Source organism: Pseudomonas cannabina, assembly GCF_900100365.1.
GTDB classification, from domain to species: Bacteria; Pseudomonadota; Gammaproteobacteria; order Pseudomonadales; family Pseudomonadaceae; genus Aquipseudomonas; species Aquipseudomonas cannabina.
In genome coordinates, this window is the sequence record NZ_FNKU01000001.1 from 1,262,519 (window position 1) to 1,281,922 (window position 19,404).

Genomic DNA, 19,404 nt, shown 5'->3' on the forward strand with positions numbered 1-19,404 from the left:
GCGCTCTTACCGGGCCGAAGCGAGTTTAGTGAAGGCAGTGCCTAGCCATTGCTGCACGCCGTGCATGGTCGCTGCCGAAGTGTCGAGGAACGGCTGCGGGAAAACCCCGAGCACGACCAGCAACACGGCAAGGCCCAGCACCATGATCATTTCCCGTCCATCCATGCCTTTCAGAACTTCGTCGGATTTCGCCGGGCCGAAGTAGGCGCGGTGGATCATGATCAGCGAGTAGACAGAACCAAACACCAGACCGGACGTGGCAATTGCCGTGATCCAGGGTGCGCTGGCAAAACTGCCCAGCAGAATCAGGAACTCACCGACGAAGTTGCCGGTACCCGGCAGACCCAGAGAAGCTGCTGCGAAAAACAGGCTGATTGCCGGAATGTAAGCGATGCGCGACCACAGTCCACCCATTTCACGCATGTCCCGAGTGTGCAGGCGCTCGTACAACTGGCCGCTGAGGATGAACAGTGCAGCGGCTGACAGGCCGTGCGCGATCATCTGGATCAGCACGCCTTGCAGTGCCTGCTGGCTGCCCGAGTAGATACCGATGAGCACGAAGCCCATGTGCGACACGCTGGAGAACGCGATAAGGCGTTTGATATCGGTCTGGGCAAACGCCAGGAACGCGCCGTAAAAGATACCGACCAGCCCCAGGCCCATCGCGATCGGCGCGAATTCGGCCGATGCATTCGGGAACAGCGGCAGAGCGAAGCGCAGCAGGCCGTAGGCAGCGGTTTTCAGCAGAATACCGGCGAGGTCGACGGAACCGGCGGTCGGTGCCTGAGCATGCGCATCCGGCAGCCAGGAGTGCAGCGGCACCACCGGCAGCTTCACCGCGAAGGCGATGAAGAAGCCCAGCATCAGGATGTACTCGGTACCCGGCGCCAGTTTGGTCTTCAGCAGATCGGCGTAGGCAAAGGTAATCACGCCGGTCTGGTTGAAGTGCACCAGCACCAGACCGAGGATCGCCACCAGCATGATCAGACCGCTGGCCTGAGTGAAGATGAAGAACTTGGTCGCTGCATAGATCCGGGTCTTCTTGCCGTCCGAAGAGCTATGCCCCCAGAGCGCGATGAGGAAATACATCGGCACCAGCATCATCTCCCAGAAGAAGAAGAACATGAACAGGTCGATGGCCAGGAACACGCCGACGACGCCGCCCAGAATCCACATCAGGTTAAGGTGGAAGAAACCCACCTTGCGCTGGATTTCCTTCCACGAGCACAGCACCGACAAGACGCCGAGCAGACCGGTCAGCAGAATCATCAGCAGCGACAGGCCATCGAGTGCCAAGTGCACGTCGATGCCGAAGCGGGTGATCCATGGGTGGTGGAATTCCAGGGTCCAGGTCGGATCGGCGCCCGGCATCGGCGCGTAGCCGAAGTTGCCGGTTGCCCACAGCCAGAGGCCGAGGACCAGTTCGAGGGTCATTGTCAGCAGCGCAATCCAGCGCGGCAGGGTAGGGCCGAAGCGCTCACCCAGCCAGCACAGCAGGCCGCCGATAAAAGGGATCAGGATTAGCCAAGGCAGAATCATGACGGGCTCAATTCCTTTCGCAAATTCGCAAGGTTCATGTCAGACCGCAACCAGAACGACGGCACCGAGTACCAGAACGGCACCTATGGCAATCGAGGCAGCATACCAACGCAACTGGCCGGTCTCGGTGCGGCTCATGGTGTCATGACCGCCTTTGACCAGACGTGGGATCAAGCCGATGGTGCGGTCGAACGGATCGCTACGCAGCACATGGCTGATCGCCAGATAAGGTTTGACGAACAGCTTGTCGTAGATCCAGTCGAAGCCCCAGGCGGCGAACCACCAGGCTGAAAGGAAGCGACCCGGAGCGCTGTTGGCGATCGCCGTTGCCACGCGACGCTTGCCGAGAAACAGCAGCGCTGCCAGCAGGATACCGGCCAGGGCAATGGCACCCGAAGCGATTTCCAGGCTGTGCTTGGCTTCGCCACCGGCATGGCCCACGCTTTGCGGCAGAACACCGGCCAGCGGCGGGGTGATCAGTGCGCCGATGAATGTCGACAGCACGATCAGCACCGACAGTGGCAGCCAGTGAGCAACGCCATGGCCCGCGTGTGCTTCGGTCTTCGCTTCACCGTGAAAGGCGATGAAGATCAGGCGGAAGGTGTACAGCGACGTCATGAACGCGCCGACCAGACCGGCATACAGCAACGCGTTGTTGCCGCTAGCGAACGCTTCCCAGAGGATTTCATCCTTGGAGTAGAAGCCGGCCGTCAGCAGCGGCAGAGCGGACAGTGCGGCACCGCCGACGATGAAGCTGGCATAGGCCAATGGCAGTTTCTTCCACAGGCCGCCCATCTTGAAGATGTTCTGCTCGTGATGGCAGGCAACGATCACCGCACCGGACGCAAGGAACAGCAGTGCCTTGAAGAAGGCGTGGGTCATCAGGTGGAAGATCGCGCCGTCCCAGGCACCCACGCCCAGCGCCAGAAACATGTAGCCGATCTGGCTCATGGTCGAGTACGCGAGGATACGTTTGATGTCGGTCTGTACCAGTGCTGCAAAACCTGCCAGCACCAGCGTGACGCCACCCACGATGCCGACCAGATGCAGAACGTCCGGGGCCAGCACGAACAGACCATGGGTACGCGCGATCAGGTAGACACCCGCAGTGACCATGGTGGCGGCGTGGATCAGTGCCGAAACCGGAGTAGGACCGGCCATCGCGTCTGCCAGCCAGGTTTGCAGCGGCAACTGCGCGGATTTACCGACAGCACCACCCAGCAGCATCAGCGTTGCCAGCACGATCCAGAAATCGCCGACCTTGAAGTGCTCCGGCGCCTTGACCAGCAGTTCCTGCACGTTGAGCGTGCCCAGTTGCTGGAACAGGATGAACATGCCGATGGCCATGAACACGTCACCGATACGGGTAACGATAAACGCTTTGAGCGCTGCGTTGCCGTTGTTGCGGTTGCTGTAATAAAAACCGATCAACAGGTAGCTGCACAGGCCCACGCCTTCCCAACCGAAGTAGATGAACAGCAGGTTGTCGCCCAGAATCAGGAACAGCATGCTGGCGATGAACAGGTTAGTGTAGGCGAAGAAGCGCGAATAACCCGCTTCACCGCGCATGTACCAGGACGCGAACAGGTGGATCAGAAAGCCGACGCCGACCACCACGCCCAGCATCGTGACGGCCAGACCGTCCAGATACAGCGCGAAATCGGGCTGGAAACCGGCGACATCCATCCAGCGCCACAGCACCTGGGTGTAATGACCACCCTCTGGCGGAGCAACGTTGAATTGCCATATGACCCACGCTGTGACGATGGCTGACAGACCGATGGAGCCGACGCCGATCAGCGCCGCGAGGTTTTCCGAAATGCGTCCACGAGAGAACGACAGCAACAGAAAGCCGATGAGGGGGAATGCAAAAGTCAGATAGAGAAGATTCATCCGCGCATCTCGCTGGCAGCATCGATATCGAGAGTGTGGAAGCGGCGATACAGTTGCATCAGGATCGCCAGGCCGATACTGGCCTCGGCTGCCGCAAGGCTGATCACCAGGATGAACATCACCTGTCCATCCGGTTGCGCCCAGCGACTGCCGGCCACTACGAACGCCAGCGCAGCCGCGTTCATCATGATTTCCAGGCTCATCAACACAAAGAGAATGTTGCGGCGCACCATCAGGCCGACCAGACCCAGGCAGAACAGGACCCCGGCGACGGCCAGACCATGTTCAAGAGGGATAGCATTCATTGGCTTGGCTCCTTGGCCTCGTTGCGGCCCAGATGGAATGCCGTGATGGCTGCGGCAAGCAGCAGCATCGAGGCGAGTTCCACCACCAGCAGATAAGGCCCGAACAGGCTGATGCCGACCGCCTTGGCGTCGACCGTGGTGTGACCGACGGCAGCGCCGGTCGGGTTGGCGAACAGCACGTACAGCAACTCGGCGAGCAGCAGCGCGCCGAGAATGACCGGGCCAAGCCAGATGCCAGGCTTGAGCCAGGCACGCTCCTGCTGAACCGAGGCCGGGCCGAGGTTGAGCATCATCACCACAAACACGAACAGGACCATGATTGCGCCCGCGTAAGCAATGACTTCCAGCACCCCGGCAAACGGCGCGCCGAGGCTGAAAAAAGTCATGGCGACGGCGATCAGCGAAATGATCAGGTAGAGCAGGGCATGCACCGGATTCGTGTTGGTGATCACCCGGAGGGTGGACACAACAGCGATACCGGATGCGAAATAGAAAGCGAATTCCATCTTTACTTCCTTAAGGCAGCAAGCTCTTGACGTTGATCGGCTCGGCTTCATTCTGCGCAGCGCCCTTGGGCTTGCCGCCAATAGCCATACCGGCAACACGATAGAAGTTGTATTCAGCGTTCTTGCCGGGGCCGGAGATCAACAGATCTTCCTTTTCGTAGACCAGATCCTGGCGCTTGAAATCGGCCATCTCGAAGTCCGGCGTGAGCTGGATCGCAGTGGTCGGGCAGGCTTCTTCGCACAAGCCGCAGAAGATGCAGCGCGAAAAGTTGATGCGGAAAAAGTCCGGATACCAGCGTCCGTCTTCCGTTTCAGCCTTCTGCAACGAAATGCAACCGACCGGACAGGCCACGGCGCACAGGTTGCAGGCCACGCAGCGCTCTTCACCGTCAGGGTCACGGGTCAGGACGATACGACCGCGGTAGCGCGGTGGCAGATAGACCTGCTCCTCGGGGTATTGCAGGGTGTCGCGTTTGCGGAAGCCGTGACCGAATACCATCACCATGCTGCGCAACTGGGTACCAGTACCCTTAACGATGTCGCCAATATATTTGAACATGGGTCAAATCCTCACTGAACCGAGCCTGCCGGTGTGTTCAACAACACAATCGCAGCAGTCACCAGCAAATTGATCAGGGTCAGCGGCAGACAGAACTTCCAGCTGAAATCCATGACCTGGTCATAGCGCGGGCGCGGAATGGAAGCGCGCAGCAAGATGAACAGCATGATGAAGAACGCGGTTTTCAAGGCGAACCAGAAGAACGCAAGCGACGGCAGAATATCGAACGGACCGTGCCAGCCACCAAAGAACAGCGTGACCAGCAGCGCCGAGATCAGGATGATCCCGATGTATTCACCGACGAAGAACATGCCCCATTTCATGCCGGCATATTCAATGTGGTAGCCGTCAGCCAGTTCCTGCTCGGCTTCCGGTTGGTCGAACGGGTGACGGTGAGTCACGGCCACGCCTGCGATGAAGAACGTACAGAAGCCGAAGAACTGCGGAATGATGAACCACAGGTTCTGCGCCTGATATTCAACGATGTCGCGCATGTTGAACGAACCGACCTGAACCACGATGCCCATCAGCGCCAGCCCCATGAACACTTCATAGGACACGGTCTGTGCCGAGGCACGCAGGCTGCCCAACAGGGCGAACTTGTTGTTGCTCGACCAGCCAGCGAACAGCACGGCATACACCGACAGACCGGCCATTGCGAAGAAGAACAGCAGGCCGATGTTCAGGTCCGCCACGCCCCAGGTCGGGGTGATCGGGATGACGGCGAATGCGATCAGCAACGCGCTCATGGCCACGACCGGTGCCAGGGTGAAAATCACCTTGTCGGCAAACGGCGGCGTCCAGTCTTCCTTGAAGAACATTTTCAGCATGTCGGCGGCGATCTGGAATATGCCGAACGGGCCTACGCGGTTCGGACCATAACGGTCCTGCCACCAGCCCAGCAGACGACGCTCCACGAAACTCAGCAATGCGCCGCAGACCACCACGGCGAGCAGCACAACGATTGCCTTGACCACCGCAATGATCGCGTCAATCACATCAGGTGTGAACCAGGTCATTGCGCTGCCTCCTGCAGACCGTCAACGGATTTGCCGAATATCGCGGGAGGAATGCCCGCAAGCCCGGCAGGCAACGCCGCCAGACCTGCACCGAGTTCTTCGTTGATACGCAGCGGCAGTGTCAGCGACTGGCCCGCAACGCTCAGCGAGAGCAGGGCACCTTCATTGACGCCCAGCCGGTCGGCTTCGGATTTGGCCAGCGCAACGTAAGGCTGCGGAATGCGTTCCTGAACCGGCGCGGCCAGTGACGAGGTTTCATCGCTGCCGAACAGGTGGAAGAACGGCACGACCTGCCAGGTGCCGCGCTCTGGAGAGAAGGCACGTGGAACGCTGGAGAACCATGACAGACCATCACCCTGGCTTTCGATCAGGCGTGTTCCGGGATCGCCAGCACGCAAATGACCACCGACTTCGTCCTGGAACTTGTTCCAGGCTTGTGGCGAGTTCCAGCCCGGAGACCAGGCGAATGGCACCTGCTGGCGCGGTTCTGCAGAACCCGAATAGCCTTCCATGGAAAACGCGAAGGCGGTGTCTTTGTCTTGCGGAATACGCGGCTCGTGCACGCTGATGTTGGCGCGCATCGACGTCCGGCCGCTGTAACGCAGCGGCTCACGCGCCAACTTCAAGCCTTTGATACGGAACGAGGCAGACGGCGCTGCATTGACGATTCCGGCCAGTTGCGCAGAGCTGCTGGCGCAGGCTTCGGTCACGTGATCGAGTTGCGTCCAGTCCACCGGCTGATTCAGCAGCGTGGCGCGTAAGGCATGCATCCAGCGCCAGCCTTCGTGAACGAGAATGCCCGGGTCCAGATAAGTGGGATCGAACACTTGGAAGAAACGCTGGGCGCGACCTTCCTGACTGACCAGCGTGCCATCGCCTTCAGCGAAGCTGGCGGCCGGCAAAACCAGATGCGCCCGATCAACAGTGGGCGTTTTCTGGTGATCCGCAACGATCACGACTTTCGCCGCGCTTAGTGCGGCATCGACGATTTTAGCGTCAACCCGTCGATACAGATCGTTTTCCAGCACAACGATGGCGTCGGCCCGACCGGAGATCACGGCGTCCAAGGCAGCATCGACAGACTCGCCACCGAACATCGCCAGCCCCATGCTGTTGGCTTCCGGCACGATCAGGCTGATGGAACCCTGTTTGTCGCGCAGTTTGAGCGCCTTGGCAATGTTGGCCGCCGCTTCGATCAGCGCTGTCGAACCCAGCGAGCTGCCGGAAATGATCAGCGGACGCTTGGCCGCGAGCAGGGCGTCTGCGATACGTTGCGCCAGTTCCAGCGCTTCGCTGTCCAGACCTTCGACGGCCGGTGCGCTGGCATCCAGTGCGTGGGCAACCGCGAAGCCGATGCGCGCGAGGTCATCCGGTGCGGCGTGGACGCATTCTTCTGCGATGTCATCCAGCCGGGTCTCAGCCAGGCTGGCGATGAACAGCGGATTCAGCTCGTGCTGGCCGATGTTCTTCACCGCCGCATCGAGCCATGGCTGGACTTTCATCGCTGCGGCCATGTCTTCTGCCTTGCCCTTGACGGCCTGACGCAGGCCGAGGGCCATACGCGCCGCGGTCTGGGTCAAGTCTTCGCCGAGCACGAAAATGGCGTCGTGATCTTCGATGTCGCGCAGGGTCGGGATCGGCAGCGGGCTGTCGTTCAGAACCTTGAGGATCAGGCGCACGCGCTCCAGCTCACCGGCTTCGATGCCGCTGTAGAAATGCTCGGCACCGACCAGTTCACGCAGCGCGTAGTTGCTTTCCAAGCTGGCGCGAGGCGAGCCGATACCAACAATATTGCGCCCGCGCAGCAGGTCTGCGGCCTTGTCCAGCGCTTCGTCAAGGCTCAGTTTGACCTGGCCCGCAGCCAGTAATGGCTGACGTGGACGGTCAGTGCGGTTGACATAGCCGTAACCGAAGCGGCCCCGGTCGCAGAGGAAGTACTGGTTGACCGAACCGTTGTAGCGGTTTTCGATGCGGCGCAGCTCACCGTAACGCTCGCCCGGGCTGATGTTGCAGCCGCTGGAGCAACCGTGACAGATGCTTGGCGAGAACTGCATGTCCCACTTGCGGTTGTAGCGCTCGGAGTGGGTTTTGTCGGTGAACACACCGGTCGGGCAGACCTCGGTGAGGTTGCCGGAAAACTCGCTTTCCAGTGTGCCGTCTTCAACGCGGCCGAAGTATACGTTGTCATGTGCGCCGTAAACGCCCAGGTCGGTGCCGCCCGCGTAGTCTTTATAGAAGCGTACACAGCGATAACAGGCGATGCAGCGGTTCATCTCGTGTGCGATGAATGGCCCCAGCTCCTGATTCTGGTGGGTGCGCTTGGTGAAACGATAACGGCGCTCATTGTGGCCGGTCATCACCGTCATGTCTTGCAGGTGGCAATGACCGCCTTCTTCGCAGACCGGGCAGTCGTGCGGGTGGTTGGTCATCAGCCATTCGACGACACTGGCACGGAAGGCCTTGGATTCATCGTCTTCGATGGAAATCCAGGTGTTGTCGGTGGCTGGCGTCATGCAGGACATGACGATACGACCACGGGTGTCGTTTTCGTCGGTGTACTGCTTGACCGCGCACTGGCGACAGGCGCCAACGCTGCCAAGGGCGGGATGCCAGCAGAAATAAGGGATGTCGAGGCCCAGCGACAGACATGCCTGTAACAGGTTGTCTGCACCATCGACTTCGAGCGCTTTGCCGTCTACGTGAATAGTAGCCATGGTTCAAAGGTCTTCGTTGGCCCGTTGTCAGCGGGCGTGGCTAATGGAATCTCGGTAGTACCCGTATCGTTCAACCCGTGAGGGCGTCAGCAGGTACGCAGTCGGCGGTTCGAACCGCCAATTATGCGCCGGCCATGGTCGGACTTTTACCCGGGACAAGCGTGTCAGCGCTGAAAGGCGCTATACCTGCTTCGAATTCCGGGCGGAAATACTTGATTGCGCTGCCCAGTGGCTCCACTGCACCGGGGGCATGCGCGCAGAAGGTCTTGCCAGGGCCGAGGAAGTTGACCAGACCCTGCAGGGTTTCTATATCACCCGGCTGGCCCTGGCCTTTCTCGATGGCGCGCAGGATTTTCACGCTCCACGGCAGGCCGTCGCGGCACGGAGTGCAGAAACCGCACGACTCCTGAGCGAAGAACTCTTCCATATTGCGCAGCAGTGAAACCATGTTGACTGAGTCGTCGACTGCCATCGCCAGACCGGTGCCCATCCGGGTGCCGACCTTGGCGATGCCGCCTGCGTACATCTGCGCGTCCAGGTGTTCCGGCAACAGAAAGCCAGTGCCGGCGCCGCCGGGTTGCCAGCACTTGAGTTTGAAGCCGTCGCGCATGCCACCGGCGTAGTCTTCGAACAGCTCGCGAGCCTGAACACCGAACGGCAGCTCCCACAGGCCAGGGTTTTTCACCTTGCCGGAGAAACCCATCAATTTGGTGCCGTGGTCTTCACTGCCTTCGCGGGCCAGCGACTTGTACCAGTAGTTACCGTTGTTGACGATGGCGGGCACGTTGCACAGGGTTTCGACGTTGTTGACGCAGGTCGGTTTGCCCCATACGCCTACTGCGGCAGGGAAGGGCGGCTTGGAGCGTGGATTGGCGCGACGGCCTTCCAGTGAGTTGATCAGCGCGGTTTCTTCACCACAGATGTAGCGACCGGCACCGGTGTGGACGAACAGCTCGAAATCGAAGCCGGTGCCCAGAATGTTCTTGCCCAGCAGACCCGCAGCCTTGGCTTCAGCCACTGCACGGTTCAGATGCCTGGCCGCGGTGACGTATTCGCCGCGCAGGAAAATGTAGCCGCGGTAGGCTTTCAGCGCCCGGGCACTGATCAGCATGCCCTCTACCAGCAGATGGGGTAGTTGCTCCATCAGCATGCGGTCTTTCCAGGTGTTGGGCTCCATTTCGTCCGCGTTGCACAGCAGGTAGCGGATGTTCATGGACTCGTCTTTGGGCATCAGGCCCCATTTGACGCCTGTCGGGAAGCCCGCACCGCCGCGCCCCTTGAGACCGGAGTCCTTGACCGACTGGACGATATCGTCAGGCGTCTGCTGAGCGAGTGCCTTGCGCGCGGCCGCGTAACCGTCCTTGGCCTGATATTCTTCAAGCCAGACCGGTTCGCCGTCGTCGCGCAGACGCCAGGTCAGCGGGTGAGTTTCTGCCGTGCGCGCAATGCGGTTGGCAGGGCCGAAGGACGTAATGGTCATAGGTAACCCTCCAGCATCTTGGCTACGCCAGCAGGCTGTACGTCGCCGAAAGTGTCATCGTCGACCATAACGGCCGGCGCCTTGTCGCAGTTGCCGAGGCAGCAGACCGGCAGCAAGGTGAAGCGTCCGTCGGCTGTGGTCTGGCCCAGGCCGATACCCAGTGAGCTTTTGATCTCGTCCACGACATTCTCGTGGCCGCCGATGAAGCACACCATGCTGTTGCAGACGCGGATGATGTGGCGGCCGACCGGCTGACGAAAAATCTGGCTGTAGAACGTGGCCACGCCTTCGACATCGCTGGCAGGAATCCCCAGCATGTCGCCAATGGCGTAGATCGCGCCGTCCGGCACCCAGCCGCGTTCCTTCTGAACGATCTTCAGGGCCTCGATGGACGCCGCGCGCGGGTCCTCGTAGTGATGCAACTCGTGCTCGATGGCCGAGCGCTCTGTTTCGCTCAGGGCGAAACGGTCTGTCTGGATTAGCGGGCTGTTCATGCTTAGCGGTCCACGTCGGCCATAACGAAATCGATACTACCCAGGTACGCGATCAAGTCCGCGACCATGCTGCCTTTGATCACCGAAGGGATCTGCTGCAGATGCGGGAAGCTTGGGGTGCGAATCCGGGTACGGTAGCTCATGGTGCCGCCGTCGCTCGTCAGGTAATAGCTGTTGATACCCTTGGTCGCTTCAATCATCTGGAAGGCTTCGTTGGCTGGCATGACCGGGCCCCACGAGACTTGCAGGAAGTGCGTGATCAGGGTTTCGATGTGCTGCAAGGTGCGCTCTTTCGGCGGCGGCGTCGTCAGCGGGTGATCCGCCTTGTACGGCCCGGCCGGCATGTTGCGCATGCACTGGTCGATGATCTTGATGCTCTGGCGCATTTCTTCGACACGCACCATGCAGCGGTCATAGGCATCTCCGTGCACGGCCAGCGGGACTTCGAACTCGAAGTTCTCGTAGCCGGAGTACGGGCGTGCCTTGCGCAGGTCGAAATCCAGACCGGTAGCGCGCAGACTCGGGCCGGTAACGCCCCAGTCGAGCGCCTCTTTGGTGTTGTAAGCGGCAACGCCGACGGTACGACCTTTGAGGATACTGTTCTGCAAAGCGGCTTTGGTGTATTCGTCGAGGCGCTTGGGCAGCCAGTCGACGAAATCCTTGACCAGTTTTTCCCAGCCGCGTGGCAGGTCGTGGGCAACGCCGCCGATGCGGTACCAGGCCGGGTGCAGGCGGAAGCCGGTAATGGCTTCGATCACGGTGTAGGCTTTCTGACGGTCAGTGAAGGTGAAGAACACCGGTGTCATGGCGCCCACGTCCTGGATGTACGTCCCCAGAAACAGCAGGTGGCTGGTGATGCGGAAGAACTCGGCCATCATGATGCGAATCACGTTGACGCGATCCGGCACGGTAATGCCCGCCAGCTTCTCTACCGAAAGCACATACGGCAGGTTGTTCATCACCCCGCCGAGGTAATCGATGCGGTCGGTGTAGGGAATGTAACTGTGCCACGACTGGCGCTCGCCCATTTTCTCGGCACCGCGGTGGTGGTAGCCGATGTCCGGAACGCAATCGACGATTTCTTCGCCGTCCAGTTGCAGAATGATGCGGAACGCACCGTGGGCCGAAGGGTGGTTCGGACCCAGGTTGAGGAACATGTAGTCCTCGTTCTTGCCGGAACGCTTCATGCCCCACGCTTCCGGATCGAAGCGCGCGGCTTCTTCTTCCAGTTGCTGTTTGGCAAGGGTCAGGCTGTACGGGTCGAACTCTGTCGCACGGGCAGGGAAGTCCTTGCGCAACGGGTGACCTTCCCAGGTCGGCGGCATCATGATCCGGGTCAGGTGCGGGTGGCCCGGGAAGTCGATCCCGAACATGTCCCACACTTCACGTTCGTACCAGTTGGCATTGGGCCAGATACCGGTAATGGTCGGTACGCTCAGGTCACGTTCGGACAGCGCTACCTTGATCATCACGTCGCTGTTACGTTCTACCGACAGCAGGTGGTAGAACACGGTGAAGTCGGCGGCCGGCAGATCGCGGCGATGGGTGCGCAGGCGCTCGTCGACGCCATGCAAGTCATAGAGCATCGAATACGGCTTGGGCAGCTGACGCAGGAACGTCAGGATTTCAACCAGTCTGGCGCGGTCAACCCACAGCACTGGCATGCCGGTGCGAGTCGACTGGGCTGTAAAGGCCTCGGCACCAAAACGGTTGTTCAGTTCAACGACGACATCTTGGTCGTCAGCCTTGTAAGGCGGGATGTACAGAGCGTTGTCTGCAGTCATAGGTCTCAATCACTTCGGTCAACGTACAGAATCAACCCCGGTTCCTGTCTTTTTTATAAGAAGAACGGGCTGGATCAGACTTCGTCGGGGCTGCGCAGGTTGGTGACCTGGATACGCTGTTCACGACGCTGTTCCTTTTGCGACGGCATGTCGGCGCGATACACGCCTTGATCACCGACGACCCAGGAAAGCGGGCGACGCTCCTGTCCGATGGATTCCTGCAGCAGCATCAGGCCTTGCAGGAAAGCTTCGGGGCGGGGCGGGCAGCCGGGCACGTAAACATCCACAGGGAGGAATTTATCCACGCCCTGAACAACGGAGTAGATGTCGTACATGCCACCGGAGTTGGCACAGGCGCCCATCGAAATGACCCACTTCGGTTCGAGCATCTGTTCGTACAGACGCTGAATGATCGGGGCCATCTTCAGGAACGGCGTACCGGCGATTACCATGAAATCCGCCTGACGCGGCGATGCACGGATAACCTCGGCGCCGAAGCGGGCGATGTCGTGGGGGGCCGTGAAGGCAGTGGTCATTTCCACGTAGCAGCAGGACAAGCCGAAATTGTACGGCCACAGGGAGTTCTTGCGTCCCCAGTTGACCGCGCCATTCAGCACGTCTTCGAGCTTGCCCATGAAAATGTTTTTGTGGACTTGATCTTCTAACGGATCGGAAACGGTTTCCCGCTTGCCGATGGGGTACTGCTCGTTAGGAGCATCCGGGTCGATCCTGGTGAGATTATATTGCATCGCCAAAGCCTCATTGTTTCAGCTTCGCTTGCCGATTACGGCGACCTTCAGGAGCCCAGTCAAGTGCTCCAACCCGCCATAGGTAGACAAGACCTGCCAACAGAATTGCTATGAAAACGAGAGCTTCGACGAATCCGGTCCAGCCGCTTTCGCGGACGGACACAGACCAGGCAAAGAGAAAGAGGGCTTCGATGTCAAAGATCACGAAAAGCATCGCGACCAGATAGAATTTTGCGGAGAGCCGCAGGCGCGCACTGCCGGTGGGTAGCATGCCGGACTCGAACGGTTCGTTCTTGCTGCGGCCCCACGCCTTGCTCCCGAGCAGGCTGGAGAGGCCGAGCATGAAGGCGCAAAGGCCTACTACACCCAAAAGGAAAATGGCGAAGCCCCAGTTGTGGGCAATCAGACCTGTCGATTCGGGCATGCTGGCAGTCCTTGTTAGAGAGCAAAGGTCTCTGTGCTTGATAAAGAGTCGAGGCAGTGACGAAATGTCGCAGTGCGGTCAACGGATTGATTTTATGTGCAAACACTTGGCAAGTAAATTTTCTACATCAAATTTATTCACGCAATCAATCATGGACAGGCCCCCGAAGCGCTTGCAAGGCCTGCCAGGCGGGCATTACGGGTGTTTTCTTTAATTATATCCGGTTGAGACGAAAAGGAATGAAAGGTAATTTGAATGATAATTGATATCATTTAAAAGGCTCTCCTACTTGTCGCCTCGGTAATTAAAGGGCTAGTTAAGGCTCATGGCCTCTATCAAAGGACGCTTTGTAACACTTTTAGCGGTGTTGCCATTTGTCCAGGATCAATACAGGCAAAATCCGACACAAAAAAAGACCGCCCTTACGGACGGTCTTGTTTTGCACAGTGCGAGGCGATTTAGTGAAACTGCTCTTCCTCTGTCGATCCGGTCAGTGCAGTGACTGAAGACACACCGCCCTGAATCACTGTGGTCATGTCATCGAAGTAGCCAGTCCCCACCTCCTGTTGGTGAGCAACGAACGTGTAGCCCTTGGCTGCGTCGGCGAACTCCTGCTCCTGCAGTTTGACGTAAGCGGTCATGTCGTTGCGAGCGTAGTCGTGCGCCAGGTTGAACATGCTGTGCCACATGTTGTGGATGCCCGCGAGGGTGATGAACTGATGTTTGTATCCCATGGCCGAGAGCTCGCGCTGGAATTTGGCGATGGTCGCGTCGTCCAGATTTTTCTTCCAGTTGAAAGAAGGGGAGCAGTTATACGACAGCAACTGATCCGGGTACTCCTTCTTGATCGCCTCGGCAAAGCGGCGTGCCTCGTCCAGGTCCGGCTTCGCGGTTTCGCACCAGATCAGATCAGCGTAGGGCGCGTAGGCCAGACCGCGTGAAATGGCCTGATCCAGACCGGCGCGGACCTTATAGAACCCTTCGTGAGTGCGCTGGCCGGTGACGAACGGTTTGTCGTAGGAGTCGCAGTCAGACGTCAGCAGATCGGCGGCGTTGGCATCGGTGCGCGCCAGAATGATCGTTGGCACACCGGCAACGTCTGCCGCCAGGCGTGCCGCCACCAGCTTCTGTACCGCTTCCTGAGTCGGCACCAATACCTTGCCGCCCATGTGGCCGCATTTCTTTACTGACGCCAGCTGATCCTCGAAGTGCACACCCGCCGCGCCCGCTTCGATCATGCTTTTCATCAGCTCATAGGCATTGAGCACGCCACCGAAACCTGCTTCCGCGTCGGCCACAATGGGCGCGAAGTAGTCGATATAGCCTTCGTCGCCCGGTGTTTTACCCGCTTTCCACTGGATCTGATCGGCGCGGCGGAACGAGTTATTGATGCGCTTGACCACCGTGGGCACTGAATCCACCGGGTACAGCGACTGATCCGGATACATCGACTCGGCGGAGTTGTTGTCGGCGGCGACCTGCCAGCCGGACAGGTAGATGGCCTGAATCCCGGCTTTCACCTGCTGAACGGCCTGACCGCCCGTCAACGCGCCCATGCAGTTGACGAAATCCTTGTCCGGGCGAAAAGAAGGTTTGGCACCTTGGGTCACCAGGTCCCACAGCTTGTCGGCACCCAGCCTTGCGAAGGTTTGTTCGGGTTGAACCGAGCCACGCAGGCGGACCACATCAGCTGCGGAATAAGTACGGGTGACGTTTTTCCAGCGCGGATTTTCAGCCCAGTCTTTTTCCAGAGCCGCTATTTGTTGTTCGCGTGTCAGTGCCATTTTATAAACCCCAGGAAGTAGGTCTCGATGAAAGTCCTGCTCCGCCAAAATGCCCTATGTAACGGCACTGTGCATGGCTGCTCGCTGTGCAGAAAAAGCGTCGATTCAAAGGCGTGTCACGCAGCCTCTGAACAGCGGGAGCGAGGCGATCATGCCTCGGGGTCCGGAAGGGCGTCAATTGTTTTGTAGTGCTTTTTTAAATTCACTACATATCTGGAAAATCAGACTGGACAGTCACTAAAAGTCCCGCAGGTGCTGGCTTTCACGCCAGCCCGCGTTATTCCAGTGTTTCGACCTTGACCCGTAAAACCATGTCGTTACGACCCTGGGTCGAGTAGCGTTGCGCGATGCCCCTCTGATCGGCCACAGACTGATCGCTGTTGCTCGCCAGCGTGATCCATTCGCCCAGTCTCCCGCTGACCTGGCTATCGGTACTTTGCACCTTGATGGCGTCAGGCCGTTCCTGGCTCATGCGGTCATGGTTGGTGCTGATGCTCAGGTGAACGGTATCGCCCGTCACACTCGCGGTGACGTAAAAGCCTTGAGTCACGTTGCGGTATTCAGTGTTGTTCTGCGAGTAGCCGTAGGAGTCGGTCGACGAGGAGGTCAGCGGAACGCTCTGGCCGACCTGGATCAGTGCTGGTGTGCCTTCGCTGGTCTGTATCTGTTGCACGCCACCCTCACGGCTGGCAGTGCCGTATTCAATGACCTGCGAGCCGTTGCTACTGCGGGTGGCGGTGTCACTGGTATCGACGCTGATCAGCAGACGCTTTGGCGCGGTGTCCAATTGCGCGATAAGGGCACGAAGTTCTTCGATTTTGTGCGATTCGGCATTAATGATCAGCTGGTTGCCATACGCACTGACCGTTCCGTCAGCGCCGATAAACGACTTGGCGACCGGCAGCAGGTCTGCGCTGGTGCGGTAATTGAGCGGGACTACCTCGGTTGCCGCCAGTGCGCTGGCGCTAAAGGCGATAAGCAGTGAGGTAAGCAGAATGCGTAATGCCATGTTCATTCTCCGCGAGGGGCGCCTAAGGCATGAGTGTGCCACTGTGTCGGCCGTTGGGAACGCAAGCTGAACAGCCATGTCTAGTCCTGAAATAGGTTTACACCTGTTTCACGCTCAAAAACGCCCGATGCACCGCATCGGGCGTTTTGTATTTCAGGGATAAGTGTGGTCGCTCCCCATTGTAGATCTGCACCGATTCATCCACCATTTTCACTGCATCTGCCAAGTCTTTAGGCCGACGGAGTAGAAACTCGGTCTTCAAAATTCCGTTTATTCGCTCGGCCATAGCGTTCTGGTAACAGTCATAACCATCAGTCATCGAGCACCGGATTTCATGCCTGGTATGCAGCCGCTGATAGAGGTCGGAACAGTACTGGGCACCGCGATCTGAATGATGAATCAGCATCTGATCGGTTTTTCGCTCTCCTACCGCTTTTTCCAGTGCCTTTATCACCGACTGGGTATGCAGGCTTTCATGCACATGATGACCAACGATCTTGCGTGAGTACGCATCTGTCACAAGGCTCACATAGGCCACGCTTTCCTGTGTAGGCAGATAGGTGATGTCTGCAACCCAGACCTGTTCGGGTCCATTGGCCACGACTTGTTCAGGACCTGCTTTGAGCAGGTTGGGGTGGCGGCGAAAGCGATGATGACTATGAGTGGTCTTGTGATAAGCCCGTTTGCGCGGAACCAGCTCGCGCGCATCACGAAGGATGGTAAACAGACGGTCTCTACCCACGCACAACGACGCAGGAGCTTCGACGCTCATCAAGTAGTGCAGCTTGCGCGTTCCCAGCCTGGGCTGGCGACGCCGCTTTTCCAGGACGAAGTCCACCACCTCTTGGTCTTGGCGGACCTTCGCGTCAAAAGCGCGATTACGCTTGTAATACGCTTGACGCGAAATACCCATGAACAGGCAAGCCCTGGTAATGCTCAGGTCTTGGATTTGCCCTTGCGAGAGGACTTGCCGGGTCGCTTTTTTACGATGGAAACACCGTAGTCATTTTTCAAGACGTTCACGACAGCTTCAAAGAACTGGGCCTTCTGATTGCTCAGCACCAGCTGTTCTTCAAGCTCTTTAATCCGCTGCTCAGGTGTCGGCGGGAGTGTTGGCTCGGTCATGGACCTGTTCCTCGGCTCTCGAATTGATGCGCCTTGGCTCCAATCCTGTCGACCGTGCTTTCGTAACCAGACCAGCACCGTCGACCGGCCTTGGATGCCATAGCGTCGCTGGGCTTCTTTATAACTCAACTCGCCTTTTTCAACCTGATCTACGACCGATAATTTAAAGGCTAGCGTGTAATCGCGCTGGCTGCGCCTTTTGCCCGAATTCATTGAGTCCTCCTGAGGAAAGGTCAGAAGGTGTAAACCTTATTCAGGACGGGACACCAGACAGAAAAAAGCCCTGCCTTTTTGCAGTCTGGTATGAGCAATACCAGCCTGCAACGGGCAGGGCATCCATTATGTAGTGCTTCTGAAAGCGCCTACATAATCAGGTTGGTCATACCTGACGAAGCATATCGACATGAGGCAGACCGGCTTCGAGAAACTCTTTGCTAGTGACCATGAAGCCGAAACGCTGGTAGAAATCGACGGCTTGTACCTGGGCACTGAGCTTGAGCGGCTTGAGCCCACGCTTCTCTGCTTCATCGATCACTGCGCTGAGCAACGCTTCGCCGACCTTCAGGCCGCGCCAGTCCTTGAGCACCGAGAGCCGACCGATTTCACCGTCTGCCAGCAGGCGCGCAGTGCCTACCGCATAGTCGCCTTCCCAAGCCAGAAAATGCACGGCCTCCGCGTCATCGGCGTCCCATTCCAGCTCCGGCGGCACCGACTGCTCGGCAACGAACACTGAGTCGCGTATGCGCCGGATATCGGCGTTGTTCTTCTGCCATTGGGCGACAGATACAGTGATTTTATTCATCGGCAAATCCCAGGCTTCCTTGTTTTACGAGTTCGCAAAGCAGATTGCGACCCTCATCATCGGCCAACCATTGACCGAGGTTTTCACTGTGCAGCGCATCAGCTGCACAGATCATTTTGAGCAGTTCACGCAGGCTGCCGGGCAACAGGCGGCTCTGGCCGCTGGCAAACAGTAGCAGATCGTCGTCGACTTCAGACCAGGCCAGGCGGGCTGCCGGGTTGCGAATCAGCACGGCGCCCTGTTCGAGGCTGTCGAGCAGTTCCTCTTCAGCCAGCTCCGGCCCGGTGACCAGTTCCGGGTAGCGCGGTTCGGTCATGAACTGGCCGAACCAGGTCAGCAGCAGGCGCTCGTCGCTCATGTGCTCTGCGAGCAGGGCCTTGAGGCGATCAAGCGCGTCGCGCTGGATCTGATGAGGATCGCTGGCCGGTTGCGCGTCGGCATCAGTGTAGCGCTCTTCATCGGTAATGAACTGGGCGAGGAAGTCGGTGAAATGAGTGAGCACTTCAGCCGCACCGGGGGCGCGGAAGCCGACCGAGTAGGTCAGGCAGTCATCCACGGCAACGCCGCAGTGAGCCAGTCGCGGCGGCAGGTAGAGCATGTCACCCGGCTCCAGCGTCCATTCCTCAGTCTTTTCAAACTCGGCGAGAATGCGCAGATCGGCGTGCTCCAGCAGCGGGCTCTCGGCGTCGCACATCTGGCCGATCTGCCAGTGACGTTTGCCATGGCCCTGAAGCAGGAATACGTCATAGTTGTCGAAATGCGGGCCGACGCTGCCGCCCGGTGCTGCGTAGCTGATCATCACATCGTCAATGCGCCAGCTCGGCAGAAAACGGAAGTTTTCCAGCAGCTCGCTGACTTCCGGGACGAACTGGTCGACCGCCTGCACCAGCAGGGTCCAGTCACGTTCAGGCAGTTTGCTGAACTCGTCTTCGGCGAATGGGCCGCGACGCAATTCCCATGGGCGCTCGCCGTTCTCGATGACCAGGCGCGACTCGACTTCTTCTTCAAGGGCCAGACCAGCCAGCTCGTCGGCATCGATCGGGCTTTGGAAGTCTGGCAGTGCCTGACGGATCAGCAGCGGTTTTTTCTGCCAGTAGTCGCGCATGAAAACGCGCGCGCTGATGCCGCCCAAAAGTTGAAGAGGAATATCAGGATTCATGTGTAAGCCCTTGAAATGAAAACGCCCGGCACAGCCGGGCGTGTGCAATATTTTTGCGT

General features: G+C 58.8%; 17 protein-coding genes. All 17 read right to left on the minus strand.

Translation table 11 applies throughout. The features are described 5' to 3' along the window. Nucleotides 1-6: 6 nt before the first annotated feature. The 17 genes from nuoM to BLT55_RS06060 all read right to left on the minus strand — a co-directional run bounded on the left by nuoM (nucleotide 7) and on the right by BLT55_RS06060 (nucleotide 19,345). Entirely contained in the window at nucleotides 7-1,539 is a 1,533-nt protein-coding gene (gene nuoM, locus BLT55_RS05975; RefSeq protein WP_054998753.1) for an NADH-quinone oxidoreductase subunit M, read from the minus strand. 39 nt (nucleotides 1,540-1,578) lie between these two features. After that, nucleotides 1,579-3,432 carry an NADH-quinone oxidoreductase subunit L gene (gene nuoL, locus BLT55_RS05980; RefSeq protein ID WP_054998754.1) on the minus strand — a complete coding sequence of 618 codons (1,854 nt, stop codon included), beginning with the start codon at nucleotides 3,430-3,432 and terminating at the stop codon, nucleotides 1,579-1,581. After that, complete coding sequence (gene nuoK / locus BLT55_RS05985; protein ID WP_003380111.1) at nucleotides 3,429-3,737, minus strand: NADH-quinone oxidoreductase subunit NuoK; 309 nt, start codon at nucleotides 3,735-3,737, stop codon at nucleotides 3,429-3,431. Before nuoK ends, nuoL begins: the two co-directional genes overlap by 4 nt. After that, a complete protein-coding gene (nuoJ, locus tag BLT55_RS05990; RefSeq protein ID WP_054998755.1) occupies nucleotides 3,734-4,243 on the minus strand; it encodes an NADH-quinone oxidoreductase subunit J in 510 nt (169 codons plus the stop codon). The genes nuoK and nuoJ overlap by 4 nt, the downstream gene beginning before the upstream one ends. A 10-nt stretch (nucleotides 4,244-4,253) precedes the next feature. Continuing rightward, entirely contained in the window at nucleotides 4,254-4,802 is a 549-nt protein-coding gene (gene nuoI, locus BLT55_RS05995) for an NADH-quinone oxidoreductase subunit NuoI (RefSeq protein ID WP_054998756.1), read from the minus strand. Nucleotides 4,803-4,813: 11 nt separating this feature from the next. Then, a complete protein-coding gene (nuoH, locus tag BLT55_RS06000) occupies nucleotides 4,814-5,821 on the minus strand; it encodes an NADH-quinone oxidoreductase subunit NuoH (RefSeq protein ID WP_054998757.1) in 1,008 nt (335 codons plus the stop codon). Then, the gene (gene nuoG / locus BLT55_RS06005; protein WP_054998758.1) at nucleotides 5,818-8,535 is read right to left on the minus strand and encodes an NADH-quinone oxidoreductase subunit NuoG; all 2,718 of its coding nucleotides are present in this window, start codon (nucleotides 8,533-8,535) and stop codon (nucleotides 5,818-5,820) included. The genes nuoH and nuoG overlap by 4 nt, the downstream gene beginning before the upstream one ends. A 121-nt stretch (nucleotides 8,536-8,656) precedes the next feature. Further along, entirely contained in the window at nucleotides 8,657-10,015 is a 1,359-nt protein-coding gene (gene nuoF / locus BLT55_RS06010; protein ID WP_054998759.1) for an NADH-quinone oxidoreductase subunit NuoF, read from the minus strand. Then, on the minus strand, nucleotides 10,012-10,509 hold the full coding sequence (gene nuoE / locus BLT55_RS06015; RefSeq protein ID WP_007249124.1) for an NADH-quinone oxidoreductase subunit NuoE: 498 nt from the start codon (nucleotides 10,507-10,509) through the stop codon (nucleotides 10,012-10,014). Before nuoE ends, nuoF begins: the two co-directional genes overlap by 4 nt. 2 nt (nucleotides 10,510-10,511) lie before the next feature. Further along, a complete protein-coding gene (nuoC, locus tag BLT55_RS06020; RefSeq protein WP_054998760.1) occupies nucleotides 10,512-12,293 on the minus strand; it encodes an NADH-quinone oxidoreductase subunit C/D in 1,782 nt (593 codons plus the stop codon). Between the two features lie 74 nt (nucleotides 12,294-12,367). After that, a complete protein-coding gene (locus BLT55_RS06025) occupies nucleotides 12,368-13,042 on the minus strand; it encodes a NuoB/complex I 20 kDa subunit family protein (protein WP_004884656.1) in 675 nt (224 codons plus the stop codon). 10 nt (nucleotides 13,043-13,052) lie between these two features. Continuing rightward, a complete protein-coding gene (locus BLT55_RS06030; RefSeq protein ID WP_002554011.1) occupies nucleotides 13,053-13,466 on the minus strand; it encodes an NADH-quinone oxidoreductase subunit A in 414 nt (137 codons plus the stop codon). Between the two features lie 458 nt (nucleotides 13,467-13,924). Continuing rightward, the gene (gene aceA, locus BLT55_RS06035) at nucleotides 13,925-15,250 is read right to left on the minus strand and encodes an isocitrate lyase (RefSeq protein ID WP_054998761.1); all 1,326 of its coding nucleotides are present in this window, start codon (nucleotides 15,248-15,250) and stop codon (nucleotides 13,925-13,927) included. 277 nt (nucleotides 15,251-15,527) lie between these two features. Continuing rightward, the gene (locus BLT55_RS06040) at nucleotides 15,528-16,265 is read right to left on the minus strand and encodes a secretin N-terminal domain-containing protein (protein WP_174518598.1); all 738 of its coding nucleotides are present in this window, start codon (nucleotides 16,263-16,265) and stop codon (nucleotides 15,528-15,530) included. A 91-nt stretch (nucleotides 16,266-16,356) separates the two neighbouring features. Continuing rightward, nucleotides 16,357-17,597, minus strand: a protein-coding gene (locus BLT55_RS06045; RefSeq protein WP_244158994.1) for an IS3 family transposase whose coding sequence is annotated in 2 segments (ribosomal slippage) — nucleotides 16,357-17,246 and nucleotides 17,246-17,597 — 1,242 coding nt in all. Because the reading frame shifts where the segments join, the coding sequence is not laid out codon by codon here. 166 nt (nucleotides 17,598-17,763) lie between these two features. Then, nucleotides 17,764-18,186: a GNAT family N-acetyltransferase gene (locus BLT55_RS06055; protein WP_055000845.1), complete on the minus strand. Its 423-nt coding sequence runs from the start codon at nucleotides 18,184-18,186 to the stop codon at nucleotides 17,764-17,766. Next, complete coding sequence (locus tag BLT55_RS06060) at nucleotides 18,179-19,345, minus strand: ribosomal protein uL16 3-hydroxylase (protein WP_007249129.1); 1,167 nt, start codon at nucleotides 19,343-19,345, stop codon at nucleotides 18,179-18,181. Before BLT55_RS06060 ends, BLT55_RS06055 begins: the two co-directional genes overlap by 8 nt. Nucleotides 19,346-19,404 lie beyond the last annotated feature (59 nt).